General features: G+C 66.4%; 10 protein-coding genes and 1 tRNA gene. 5 read left to right on the top strand and 6 right to left on the bottom strand.

What is annotated here, in order from left to right; genetic code table 11:
• Positions 1 to 226: 226 nt before the first annotated feature.
• Positions 227 to 772: a histidine phosphatase family protein gene (locus ACQP1G_RS40560; protein WP_433195159.1), complete on the top strand. Its 546-nt coding sequence runs from the start codon at positions 227 to 229 to the stop codon at positions 770 to 772.
• Here the strand turns inward: ACQP1G_RS40560 and ACQP1G_RS40555 are convergent.
• Positions 762 to 1,391 (bottom strand): TetR/AcrR family transcriptional regulator, encoded by a 630-nt coding sequence (locus ACQP1G_RS40555; RefSeq protein WP_433195157.1) that lies wholly within the window; start codon positions 1,389 to 1,391, stop codon positions 762 to 764. The genes ACQP1G_RS40560 and ACQP1G_RS40555 overlap by 11 nt on opposite strands.
• Before the next feature lie 69 nt (positions 1,392 to 1,460).
• On the opposite strand from ACQP1G_RS40555, the gene ACQP1G_RS40550 reads away from it, so the two are divergent.
• Positions 1,461 to 2,408 carry a patatin-like phospholipase family protein gene (locus tag ACQP1G_RS40550; RefSeq protein ID WP_433195155.1) on the top strand — a complete coding sequence of 316 codons (948 nt, stop codon included), beginning with the start codon at positions 1,461 to 1,463 and terminating at the stop codon, positions 2,406 to 2,408.
• Positions 2,405 to 3,244, top strand: coding sequence for an SDR family oxidoreductase (locus tag ACQP1G_RS40545; RefSeq protein WP_433195153.1), 840 nt, complete (start codon positions 2,405 to 2,407; stop codon positions 3,242 to 3,244). Before ACQP1G_RS40550 ends, ACQP1G_RS40545 begins: the two co-directional genes overlap by 4 nt.
• Before the next feature lie 52 nt (positions 3,245 to 3,296).
• Here ACQP1G_RS40545 and ACQP1G_RS40540 read toward each other — a convergent pair whose 3' ends face one another.
• Complete coding sequence (locus ACQP1G_RS40540; RefSeq protein ID WP_433195151.1) at positions 3,297 to 4,451, bottom strand: lipase family protein; 1,155 nt, start codon at positions 4,449 to 4,451, stop codon at positions 3,297 to 3,299.
• A gap of 644 nt (positions 4,452 to 5,095) precedes the next feature.
• Between ACQP1G_RS40540 and ACQP1G_RS40535 the strand changes: the two genes are divergently transcribed.
• The gene (locus ACQP1G_RS40535; protein ID WP_433195149.1) at positions 5,096 to 8,569 is read left to right on the top strand and encodes an indolepyruvate ferredoxin oxidoreductase family protein; all 3,474 of its coding nucleotides are present in this window, start codon (positions 5,096 to 5,098) and stop codon (positions 8,567 to 8,569) included.
• A 104-nt stretch (positions 8,570 to 8,673) separates the two neighbouring features.
• Here the strand turns inward: ACQP1G_RS40535 and ACQP1G_RS40530 are convergent, their stop codons facing one another.
• The 4 genes from ACQP1G_RS40530 to amaB form a co-directional block, all read right to left on the bottom strand.
• Entirely contained in the window at positions 8,674 to 9,621 is a 948-nt protein-coding gene (locus ACQP1G_RS40530; protein ID WP_433195147.1) for a hypothetical protein, read from the bottom strand.
• Positions 9,622 to 9,795: 174 nt separating this feature from the next.
• A complete protein-coding gene (locus tag ACQP1G_RS40525; protein WP_433195145.1) occupies positions 9,796 to 10,272 on the bottom strand; it encodes a DUF3761 domain-containing protein in 477 nt (158 codons plus the stop codon).
• Positions 10,273 to 10,450: 178 nt separating this feature from the next.
• A tRNA-Met gene (locus ACQP1G_RS40520) sits at positions 10,451 to 10,524 on the bottom strand.
• 178 nt (positions 10,525 to 10,702) lie between these two features.
• Entirely contained in the window at positions 10,703 to 12,232 is a 1,530-nt protein-coding gene (gene amaB, locus ACQP1G_RS40515; RefSeq protein WP_433195143.1) for an L-piperidine-6-carboxylate dehydrogenase, read from the bottom strand.
• A gap of 109 nt (positions 12,233 to 12,341) precedes the next feature.
• On the opposite strand from amaB, the gene ACQP1G_RS40510 reads away from it, so the two are divergent.
• Entirely contained in the window at positions 12,342 to 12,794 is a 453-nt protein-coding gene (locus ACQP1G_RS40510) for an Lrp/AsnC family transcriptional regulator (RefSeq protein ID WP_040686931.1), read from the top strand.
• Positions 12,795 to 12,805: the final 11 nt, after the last annotated feature.

Below are 12,805 nucleotides of genomic sequence, written 5' to 3'. Positions count from 1 at the left end.
TCGTGCACCGACTCGGCGACGACTGGTTTCGTGAGCACATGGGTAACGCACCGGGTACGCCCGAGACTCAGCCGTCATTCGACCGTCGGCCCGCGACGACACGCCGGGGAAATCCGCGACCGGCAAAAGGTTCGGGGAGGCGCGGAGCCCGCGGCGGCGCGCAAGCCCGAGCGAAGGGTTGGCAATCGAAGTACGGTCGCCACTGCCGCGCCGTACGCTTCCAACCGTGCAAAAGGTGCTCAGACTCGACCTGGTCAGCCATGGCATGACCGAGGCGATGCGAAAGGCACGTTTTCCAGTCGACGAATCGCTGACCGAGGCCGGTCGCCGAGCTATCACGGCGTTTGGGCGCTTGGCCGCGGCTCGGGTACTCACCGGACCCGAGCGCCGGACCGTGGAAACCGCTGCGCTGATGGGCCTTCCGGGCGAGGAGGACGCTCGGCTGCGCGATCTGGACGCGGGCGCGTGGCGCGGCGGTGAGCTGATGTCGGTGCCGCAGGATGAGCTATACGCCTGGCTGACCGACCCGCAATTCCGCGGTCACGGCGGCGAATCCGTGGTCGATGTGGTCGAGCGGACCAGGTATTGGATGGCCGAAATCGCCTCCGAGGGTATGTCCACCATCGCGGTCACCCATCCGGCGGTGATCCGCGCGGCGCTGTTGGTGACCTTGGACGCGCCGCCGAAATCGTTCTGGCGGATCGACATTCCGCCGGGCAGCGTCACCCGGCTGCACTACCGCGGTGAATGGACACTGCATTTCACCGCGTGAGATTCGTGCTCATCCCGCGCAGCGGTCCCGCGCCGACCGTCACCAGTAGCCGTACCGCATCGGTGATCAGCCGGGCCGGTATCGAGGGATCGACCGCCCGTTGCATGCCGAGGCCGATTCCCATGCTGAGAATCGCGGTCGCGGCCTCCTCGGCGGGCATCGGCAGCGGGATTGCGATCGTGTCCGAGAGCGTCTGCACCTGCACCGCGACCGCGCCGCGCATCATGGCGAGGCTGGAGACCAGCGCGGCCTGCAACTCCGGATCGTCGCGGGCGAGGGTGGCGAATTCGAATTCGAGCAGGGTCCAGCCGACATCGCCGATGGTCCGCTCGGCCCATTCGTGGAACCGCGCCAGCTGATCGTCCAGCGTCTCACCCGCCGCGAGCAGATCGGTCACCTCGCCGAATTTCGTCGCATGGATCAGGCGGAGTACCTCCAGGCACAGCTCCTTCTTGGTGCGGAAGTTCGAGTAGACCGCGCCCTTCGAATAGCCCGCCTCCTCGGCCACGCGCTCCAGACTGGTTTTCGCATAGCCCTCGACCAGAAAGAGGTCGCGTGCGGTCGCGATCAGGTCGGCCCTGGTGCGGGCCTGACTTTCGGACCGGGTCAGACGTGCCATATCGGTGATTCTACGTACCGATGGATTTCAGATACCGAGGGTATTTGAATTCTGCTAGTGTGTGGAACCATGGGTAACAAAAATGGGTCGCAGCGGCGCGGCCTGGCCATCGGCTGCGGTGGCACGCTCGGGTTCGCCTGGATCGTCGCCGCACTGGCCGCCACCCGCGAGGTACTGGACTGGGATCCGCGCGAGGCGGATGTACTCATCGGCACGTCAGCGGGTGCGGAGACGGTCACCATGCTCGGCAGTGGCATTGCGGTGGACGAACTCATCGCGATGCAGCGCGGTACCTCGACGAATCCGATTCTGCTCGCGCATATGCGTTCCGAGCCGGGACGCTTCCCGCCGCTGCCCCGGCCGCGGCCGGGTGAGTTGGGCTTGACCTTGCACGCACCGAAGACCGGACAGCGCCTGCTGACCGCGGGCAGCGGGCTGCTGCCCGAAGGCGGCGGCGATGCGAGTTGGCTGCAGAATCTGGCGGACCGGCTGAATCCGGGCCGCTCCTGGGTATCCCATCCCGCGACCTGGCTGGTGAGCATGGATTACGCAACGGGAGAACGGGTTCCGTTCGGCGCACCCGACGCGCCATCGGCCGCCCTGGGTGCGGCACTGCGCGCATCATGGGCGGTGCCCGGCTGGTTCCCGCCCGTACCGATCGCGGGGCGGCGCTTCGTCGACGGCGGCGCCGGATCGACCGCCTCGGTGGATCTGCTCGCGGCACAACAACTCGATGAGGTGCTGGTGCTCGCGCCGATGGCCTCTGTCGACAAGGTTCCCGCGACCGGTCCCGGCCATTTCCTGGAACGGCAGCTGCGCAGTCGGATGAGCGCCCAGCTCGCGGCCGAGGTCGCCGGGCTGCGCGCGGCGGGCACGCGCGTCCTCGTGATCGGTACCACCGCAGCCGATCTCGCGGTGATGGGCCCCAATTTCATGGACGGTCGCCGCCGCCTCGCGACGTTCGAACACAGTCTGCACAGCACCCGTACGGCGCTGGAACAAGGAGTCTTCGCATGAAAATCCTCGGTCACGGTTATCCGGATATCGATCTGACGGGCGCGCGGGTGTTGATCACCGGTGCCGGTCGCGGCATCGGCAGGTCGACCGCGGAACTGTTCGCGGCCAACGGCGCGCAGATCGCCATCGTCGATGTGGACGCCGCCGCAGCGGAATCCGCCGCGGCCGCGATCGGCGCTCGCGCATACGAACTCGATGTGCGTGCTCGCGATCAATGGGACAAGGTCGTCGCCGATTTCGGCGCGGTGGATGTCCTGGTCAACAATGCGGGTGTCATGCCAGCCGGTGCCTTCCTCGACGAACCCGACGCGGTCGGTCACGCCACCATCGACATCAACGTCTGGGGCCTCATCCACGGCATGCGCGCCGTGGTGCCCGGCATGATCGAGCGCCGCCGCGGCCATGTCGTCAATGTCGCATCGCTCGCGGGCAAGATCCCGGTTGCGGGTCTCGCCGTCTACAACGCCAGCAAATTCGCCGCCGTAGGCCTGTCCGCCGCAACCCGTTTGGAATTCGCGTCGCAGGGCGTCAGCGTCAGCTGTGTCATGCCATCGGCGGTACGCACCCGCCTCTCGTCGGGCTTGACCCTCGGCAAGGGTATGCCCACCGTCGACCCAGCAGATGTCGCCGCCGCTATCCTGCAAACCTGCCACACCCGCAAGGCCGAGGTAGCCGTCCCGAACTACCTGGGCCCCATCGATATAGCCCTGGCCGCCGCCCCCGAACGCGCGGTCCGTCTGGTACGCAGGATGTTCGACGGTGATCGCGCTCTGCATCCCGCCGACGGTGAAACCCGCGCGAAGTACGAAGACCAGGTTCGCTCGATAACCGAGTAACCAGCGCTACCGCGAAAAGCGGCCCCGGAGAGCATCTCCGGGGCCGCTCGTGTCAGCAGGTGGTTGGGACCGGATCGCCCCGGAACCGCGCCTCTACGTAGTTCCACGCGTCGGGGAAACCGGCGACCGCGGTGGTCATATGCTCCGCGATTTCATAAGGATGGAAATCGACCGGTGCTCCCGCCTTGCAATAGCGGTCGGCGACCTCGGCCACCGGATTGAAGAAGGTCAGGGTGTCGAAGCGCCCCTGCCAGATGAAGGTGGGCACCGTCGGAACTCCGGGAAAGTATCGCAAGCTGTTCTCCCGCAACACCGCTCGCGCCTCCGGACTGTCCATCAGGCTCTTCGACGCCGCCATCTGCTCGGCGCTGCGGAAGGCTCCGTGGAACAGCAGGAAGCGACGGCAGGAGTCGTGGGTGAATTCCCGGAACCACAAACCGTTTTGGTTGAGTTGATCCGAGATCGGCAGCCGGTTCGGATACTCGCGCTCCAGGCCCATGGCGGCCGCGAAGGCCAAACCGAAGCCGGGGTGCGGATCGAAGCCGAGGGCGAGTGCCATCTCCTCCATATCGGCGGGGATGCCGCCCGCGACCGCGGCGGTCAGCTTCAGGTCGGGGGCGTAGCTGGGTTGCAGCGCGGCCGCCCAAGCGGTCGCCATACCACCGCCGGAGTAACCCGCGATCGCGACCGGCGAGTTGGCCAGGCCGAGGTCGGCCACCTTCTGCACGGCTTTGACACTGTCCAGTGTCATCATGCCGCTCAGCCGCGCCGCGCCGTAGGCCGAGGTGGGGCCGAGATAGTCGGGCAACGAGATCGCCCAGCCGCGTTCGATGGGCAGCATAGCGCCGACCGCGTCCTGCAATTCGCCATTGAACAGTGAGCGCGACGGATTGCACTGGGTGCCAAGGGAATTGATCAGCGCCTGATAGGAGACCAGCGGCGGATTCTTGACACCGATCGGGAGCAATACGGTGGTCATGCCCATGACCGGGTTGCCCTGCGAGTTGGTGGAGCGGAACGCCACCTGCCAGCCCTCGGTGCCGACGTACGGTCCGGTGTCGATTTTGCGGGTGCGCACGACATCGCCGGGCTGTAGTGCACCGAGATCGGCCGGTGCGCTGTAGAACGGATCGGGGTCCGGGGTGGGGTAGAGCGGATCGGCCTGCGCTGGCAGGCCCAACAGCCCGAGCGAGACGATACTCAACATCAGGATCGCGATCCTGAATGGAACTCTGGACAAGACTTTCCTTCGATGGTCAGCCGCCACCGACGAGACGACCGAAGGCCCGACACACCTCGGCCGACGTCGGACGGACCGGCGCTACAAGGGGGATCGCAGCGAACTACCTCGTTCACTGGACGGATGGGTTCACTGCACGGATGGTTTCACTGCACGGATGAGGGAAGGAACCGGCGGCCGAACCGAACGCGAGCCGATCGCGGCAGACTTCTCGCACCTCCTTCGGCTCCGCGGCCACCCGGTTGCCGCGAGAAAGCGGCACCATCCCGTGCGAAATTAGCGCAAGAACGGGCGATCTCGCGATGCGATTCCAATGAAATGACGCACGTCACAACGAAAACGGTCGGTCTATCACCCGCGTTCGGGGATCGTGCACCTTCGTCCCCGCTCGACCGAGAGCGCGGTAGAACTCATCCCTGCTCACGTGTCCCGGATCACATTCGACCTCACATCCTGCATAGCTCGTGCCCACTGTAAATAGCTCGAATTGAGCAGTCTGCTCAATACGGCGTATGTAGGTTGTGCGTTCAGCTCTTCAAGGACAGTATGGCGACAACAAATGCTCAACGAAGCCAGGCGCCCGATCGGTGCCTGGCGGACGGGTGGACGATATGACCGAGCTCGCGGACCGCGAACTGATCCCAGCCCCCTATGACCTTGCCGACCGCTACCGCGTCGGCGCGGGCACCGTTGTCCTCACCGGCGTCCAGGCGATCGCTCGACAGCTGGTCGAGCAGCATGTTCGTGATCTGCGTGCCGGGCGGCGGGTCGGTACCTTCGTCTCCGGATATCAGGGCAGTCCGCTGGGCGGCGTCGACAAGATGCTGAACGGAATGCCGAGCGTGCTGGCCGAGCACGATATTTCCTTCGTGCCGGGGCTGAACGAGGAACTCGCCGCCACCTCGGTGTGGGGTAGTCAGGCCGATCTGCCCGCGGGCAATGCGACCCATGACGGCGTCGTCGGGGTCTGGTACGGCAAAGGTCCCGGGCTCGATCGCGCGACCGATGCGCTGCGGCACGCCAATATGTACGGTGCGAATGCTCGTGGCGGCGTGCTTCTGCTGGTCGGCGACGATCCGGCCTCCAAATCCTCCACCGTGCCAGCGGTGAGTGAGCGTTCGCTGGCCGCGATGGGTATTCCGGTGCTGTTTCCGCGCAATGCGCGCGAGATCATCACCATGGGTCTGCACGGTGTCGCACTGTCGCGGGCATCGGGATGCCTGGTGGCACTGAAGATCGTCGCAGATGTGGCCGATGGCGCGTGGACGGTGGACGGCACGGTCGGCGATATCGACATCACGATGCCCGAGATCGAATGGGAGGGTAGGCCGTTCACCTACCTGCAGCGACCGATGGCCGCGCCGACCGACAGCGTGATCGCCGAGGCGGATCTGTACGGACCGCGCTGGGAGCTGGTCAAGGCCTACAGCACGGTCAACGAAATCGACGTCATCGAGGTGAACCCGAGGCGGGCCACCGTCGGAATCGCCGCCACCGGAACCACATTCGATGCTGTGCGCCAGGCGCTGATCGATCTCGGCGTCGATGATGACGCGCTGATGCGCGCAGGCGTCCGGCTGCTGCGCATCGGCATGCCCTATCCCATCGCACCCGAACGGGTCCGGCAGTTCGCCGAGGGACTGGAACGGATCGTCGTCGTCGAGGACAAGACCGCGTTCATCGAAACCCAGATCCGCGAAATCCTGTACGGCACAGCCGATGCACCGCAGATCATCGGCAAGCGCGATGCCGCGAACCGGCCGCTGTTCGCTCAGGACAGCGAGCTCACCTCGGGTCGGATCGTGGCGCCGCTGCGCCGTGCGCTCCAGGGGCACCTGGAGATGAAACGTCCTTTGCCGCAACCATTGTCGCTCGCGGTGTTGCCCGCGAAGCGGGCCGCTTACTTCTGCAGCGGGTGCCCGCACAACCGGTCCACCGCCGTACCGGAGGGGTCGCTGGCCGGTGGCGGCATCGGCTGCCACACCATGGTGACGATGTCGGGTCGCGACGACAGCAAGGTCACCGGGCTGACCCAGATGGGTGGTGAGGGTGCGCAGTGGATCGGGCAGGCCCCGTTCACCACGGTGGGGCATCTGTTCCAGAACATCGGTGACGGAACGTATTTCCACTCCGGTCAACTCGCCGTGCAGGCCTGTATCGCCGCGGGCGTGAACATCACCTACAAGCTGCTCTACAACGATGTCGTCGCGATGACCGGCGCACAGGACGCCGAGGGCGCGCTCGCGGTGCCGATGCTGACCCACAAGCTCACCACCGAGGGTGTGCGGCAGATCATCATCTGTGCCGACGAACCCAAGAAGTACCGCAAGCGCGACCTCGCCGCCAGAACCCTGCTCTGGCACCGGGACCGGCTCGACGAGGCGCAGCGCACGCTGCGTGAGATTCCGGGCGTGACCGTACTCATCTACGACCAGCACTGCGCCGCCGACGCGCGCCGTAAGCGCAAGCGGGGCACCTTGCCGGTCCGGCGGACCCGGGTGGTCATCAACGAGGCGGTCTGCGAGGGCTGCGGCGACTGCGGCGTCAAGAGCAACTGCCTCTCGGTGCAGCCGGTCGATACCGAATTCGGCCGCAAGACCCGGATCGATCAGACCTCGTGCAATACCGACTACAGCTGCATGGACGGCGACTGCCCGTCCTTCGTCACCGTCGAACTGCCGGATCCGGCGAAGGCCGAGAAGCGTAAGGGAACGCGACGCCCCGAGCCGCCGGTACTGCCCGACCTCCCGAATGCCGACCCGGCGACGACCCAGAACGTCTTCCTCGCCGGTATCGGCGGTACCGGCATCGTGACGGTGAACCAGGTGCTGGCGACCGCCGCCTTGCGCGCCGGGTACGAGGTGGCGAGTCTGGATCAGATCGGCCTGAGCCAGAAGGCCGGACCGGTCGTCTCACACCTGCGTTTCGTGAACGGTGAACTGGAACCGGCGAACCGTCTGACCCCCGGTTCGGCCGACTGCATCGTCGCCTTCGACCTCCTTGCCGCCACCGATAACAAGAATCTGGCCTACGGCTCGAAGCAGACAACGTTTTCCGTCGCGTCGACCAGTAAGACCCCGACCGGCGATATGGTCTACGACAAGTCCGTCGCCTATCCCGAAGAGCGCCTGCTGCTTTCCCGGCTCGAGCAGGTGTCGCGTTCGGTGCGGTCGTTCGATGCGCTGGCCGCCGCCGAGGTGTTGTTCGGCAATACCGCCGCCGCCAACTTCCTGCTCGTCGGCGCTGCCTACCAGATCGGTGGCCTGCGTCTGCCCGCCTGGGCGATCGAGGAGGCCATCGAGATCAACGGCGTTGCGGTGCAGGCCAATATCGCGGCGTTCCGTTGGGGCCGGGCCGCCATCGCCCGCCCGGACGACTTCGCCGCCGCCACTCGCCGCACGGTGCGCGAGCGGGCCGAGATTGCCATTCCGGCAGACCTTTTCGACGGTGTGACCGCGACGGGTGAGACCAGGCGGCTGGTCGAACTGCGGGCCGTGGAACTCATCGGTTTCCAGGGCGTGCGGATCGCACGCGACTATGTCCGCACCGTGCAACGCATGTGGGATGCGGAGCAGCGCGTCACCGATCGCACCGAGTTCAGCGAACAGGTGGCTCGCGGCCTGTACAAGTTCACCGCCTACAAGGACGAATACGAAGTCGCCCGCCGACTCACGGATCCGGCCTTCCTGGACCAGGTCGCCGAGCAACTCCCCGAGGGCGCCAACCTCACCTACCGGCTGCACCCGCCGATCCTGCGCGCCATGGGCCGCAAGAAGAAGATCGGCCTCGGTCCACACAGCCACCTCGCGTTGCGCGTGCTGGCAAAGGGAAAGCGCCTGCGCGGCACCAAGTTCGACCCCTTCGGCTATGCCCGAGTACGCCGTGTCGAACGCACCCTGCTTGCGCACTACACCGAGATGGTGACGGCGCTGGCAACCGATCTCGACCAGGCAGACTACGACCGCGCCGTCCGGGCCGCCGCGCTACCAGACGTCGTCCGCGGCTACGAGGACATCAAACTCGCCAACGTAGAGCTCTACCGAACTGGCCTACGCACCCTCGGCATCGAACCACCCCAGATCTAGCCGCCACCGGCGATCGCCACCGGCGATCGCCACCGGGCACCCCGTCTCCCAACCTGGCACACCACACAGGGGGTGCCCGGCTCCGAGCCAGGGTGCCCGGTGGTTCAGATCCGGGGAGTGGGGAGCCAGGAGCCGAGGCGGGGGGTGTGGCGGGTGATTGTGGAGGCTGAGTGGAGGCGGTGGAGCCATTGGGTGGAGTGGTTGAGGTCTTGCCAGGTCCAGCGGATGACGATCCAGCCGAGTGCGCGTAGGGCGTCTTCGCGGATCTTCTCTGCGATGACGACCTCTTCGGGGGTTCTCGGGCCGCGTAATTCGGTGCGGTACTTGATCATTCCGTCGAACTCGCCGACGACGCCCAGGTCGGGCCAAAGGAAGTCCACTCTGGCCACCTGTGTCTCGTCGGGGGCGAGAAGGCGAGCCTGTAATTCGGGAGCGGGCAGGTTCAGTTCGCGCAGGGCGACGCGACTGCGCGATTCGCCGACGGACTCGGCACGGCCGTCGAGAAAGCCACTGACCCGCTTTGCGGCAGGGCACCCCGATCTACGGGCAGCCCGAGCCAGCTGTTCGTCCAGCTCGTACCGCGAGGTCTTGCCCATCCGTAACGCGGCATCGCCGATCACCACGGACTGCTCGAAGGGCAACGTCCGGGCGAGGTCGACGACGGTACGCGCAGCCGATGTCACCTGCAGCCCGTCGACCTCCACCTGATCGTCGGATCTGATTCGTCCCCTGTGCACCACCAGCTGGCGCCGGGTACGACCCCCGCCGCCACGGTCACGGGTCATGTGAACCCGGGAGATCGGAACAGACCACAGCGGTAGTTCGTGCACAACCGCGGCAGACACATGCGAGACCACGGCGTCCCGGCTCACCGACGCCGACGCCGCGCGAACCGCGACCAGGTGACGCTCCGTACCAGACAAGCCGACAGCACTCGCAGCATCCAGGTAATGCCCCCGCCGCACCCGGCACCACCCCCGCCCACCGAGCTCGTAGTCGGTGTACCCCGCGGCCAGCGCCCCCCGCCGAGAAATCAACTCAGGAATCCCCACCCCCCGATCCTCACCCCCCACCACCCCCTCCACCACCCCCCTCCCCGCCCCTGGGGACAACTACACCCCTGGGGATAAATCTCGCCCGCACCGGGCATCCCGTGTCGGAACCGGGCACCCCATGTGCGGGGTGCCCGGTCAATAGACGGAGTGCCCGGTGCAATTGAGGCCGGGTTACAGCCAGGCGGCCACGCCGCCGTGGTGGGAGCAGGTGCCGGAGCGGTGCTGGCTGTAGCTGTAGGTGCCGTCGGTGCAGCGGGCGGTGGCGCCGGGTGGCGCGGCGGGGGCCGACTGCGGGCGGTGGACACATTGGTTGTCCGAGTTGAGGTAGGAATCGTTGCCGCAGATCGGCTGGGCGGGTACGGCTGCTACCGGTGGCTGGTAGGCCGTGGTCGCGGGTGGCGCCGAATCGATCGGCGCGGGCGCGACGGGGGCCGCGGCCGCTGGTGGCGATACCGAGGTCGTCGTGGTCAGCGGTGCTGTTGTCGTCGTGGACGTCGTCGTCGCCGGTGCCGAGCTGGTCGCGGACGTGGTCGACGCCGTCGCGGCGACGAGGCCGGGGCCGCTCGGTGGCGACGCGCAGCCCCCGAGCAACAGTGTGAGCGCGCCCGCGAGTGCAATGCCGAGGAGTGCGATGAAGCGGTTTCTCATGTTCCCCTACTGAAGTATTGCCAGGCCGGTCAGTATGGGTGTGATGCCTGGACTACACGCTCCATCGGTCTGGCACACAGCCCGTTACCGACACTCGGGCGACTCGCTGCACAACCACCTATCGACGAAAAATGGCCCAGACCAGTCGGTTTAGAAACCGACCGGCCCGGACCGTTAGTGGCAGGGACAGGATTCGAACCTGCGACCAATGGATTATGAGCCCAGCGAGCTACCAAGCTGCTCCACCCCGCGTCGCAGGAGCAACGTTACGTCGAGGCCAGTGGACCGCGCGAGTGATTATCGCAGCCACGCATCCGTCAGCGGCGACGAGCGGCGCGTAAGGCCCGCCGCGCATCCGGTACGAAGCAGTCACAATTCTCCGCGACGACATCCGGAACACGCATCGACCAGCCGCGGGGCGGGTTGTGGCTCAGCCGAATTGGATGCCCTGGGCCAGTGGCAGTTGGTCGGAGTAGTTGACGGTGTTGGTCGCCCGCCGCATATACGCCTTCCACGAGTCCGAACCTGACTCGCGTCCGCCGCCGGTCTGCTTCTCACCGCCGAACGCGCCGCCGATTTCCGCGCCGGAGGTGCCGATATTGACATTGGCGATGCCGCAGTCGGAGCCGTCGGCGGCGAGGAAGCGTTCGGCCTCGCGCTGGTCGGCGGTGAAGACGGCCGAGGAAAGTCCCTGCGGCACACCGTTGTGCAAGGCGATGGCGGTATCGAAATCGTGGTAGGTCAATACGTACAGGATCGGTGCGAAGGTCTCCTCGCGAACCACGCTGGTCTGGGCGGGCATTCGCACGATCGCGGGACGTACATAGAAGGCGTCGTCGCCGAAGCCGCCGACTCGCTCACCGCCGCACACCAATTCGCCGCCGTCGGCCAGTGCGCGCTCGATCGCCGCGCGCATCCCCTCGTATGCGCGGCCGTCGATCAGCGGACCGACCAGCACACCGTCATCGAGCGGATTACCAACGCGCAGTTGCCGATATGCGCCAGCGACCCGATCCAGCAGCGGTCCGACGGCATCGGCGTGCACGATCAGCCGACGCAATGTCGTACAGCGCTGCCCGGCTGTGCCCGCCGCGGCGAAGACGATACCGCGCGCGGCCAGCTCCAAATCCGCCGTCGGGGTGACGATCGCACCGTTATTGCCGCCCAACTCCAGCAGGCACCGCCCGAATCGGGCGGCCACCCGTGGTGCGACGATACGGCCCATCCGCACCGAACCGGTCGCGCTCACCAGCGCCACCCGCTCGTCGTCGACCAGCCGGGACCCGACCTCCGCATCGCCCTGGATCAGCTGGTGCACTTCGGGATCCGCGCCGACATCGGCGGCCGCGCGGCGCAACAGGGTGTGGCAGGCCAATGCGGTCAACGGAGTCGTCTCCGACGGCTTCCACACCACCGTGTCACCGCAGACCAGCGCGATCGCGGTATTCCACGCCCATACCGCGACCGGGAAATTGAAGGCCGAGATCACCCCGACCACGCCGAGCGGATGCCAGGTCTCCATCAGTCGATGCCCGGGCCGCTCCGAGGGCATGGTCTTGCCGTACAGCTGCCGCGACAACCCGATCGCGAACTCGCAGATATCGATCATCTCCTGCACCTCGCCGACCGCCTCGGCGCCGATCTTCCCCGCCTCCAGGGTGACCAGTTCGCCGAGTTCGGCCTTGTGCGCGGTGAGCAGTTCGGCCAGTCGCCGCACCAGAGCGGCCCGCACCGGGGCCGGCACCGTGCGCCAATCGCGGAACGCCCGCGCCGCTCTGTCGATCGCGGCATCCGCCTCGTCGATGCCATCGGCGCGCAGGGTCATCAGCGTGCTACCGGTGATCGGCGTGCGCGCGGGTAACTCACCCGCTACCGGCTGCTGTGCACCGAGTGTGCGCAGCAATTCCGCCGCGCGGGCGGCAAGATCCTTGGTCAGGTGGTCGTCGAGCGTGTGTGTCATCGATTGCTCCGCTGTAGCTTTGGGTCGTAGGACGGTCTCGGATGGGTACGGGGAGTTAACGACTGAAAGTTTTCGCCACGACTAGCGCCTGCTGGGTTAGCCTTCGCTGATGGCGGATACACCGGCAAGACCCGTACTCGATGACATCGATCGCCTGCTGATTCGTGAACTGATGGCCGATGGTCGCGCCACCCTGTCGAATCTGGCCGAAAAGGCGAGCCTATCGGTGTCGGCTGTGCAATCGCGGGTCCGCAGATTAGAGGCGCGCGGGGTGATTCGGGGATACACGGCGCATGTCGACCCCGAGGCGCTGGGACAACTGTTGTCGGCATTCGTCGCGATCACTCCTCTCGACCCCTCGCAACCCGATGACGCGCCTGCCGTGCTGCAACATATCCCGGGAATCGAGGCATGCCACTCCGTGGCCGGTGACGAGAGTTACGTACTGCTGGTGCGGGTGGCTTCTCCTCGGCACCTCGAGCAGCTGCTGCAGGAGATCAGGGCGACCGCCAACGTGAGAACTCGAAGCACCATCATCTTGCAGACATTCTACGACAGGTAGCCGTCTGACCG

It is taken from the genome of Nocardia sp. CA-107356 (assembly GCF_050946365.1).
Classification (GTDB): Bacteria; Actinomycetota; Actinomycetes; order Mycobacteriales; family Mycobacteriaceae; genus Nocardia.
The sequence above is the reverse complement of the archived record's forward strand: the minus strand, read 5'-3'. Positions and strand labels throughout refer to the sequence as shown.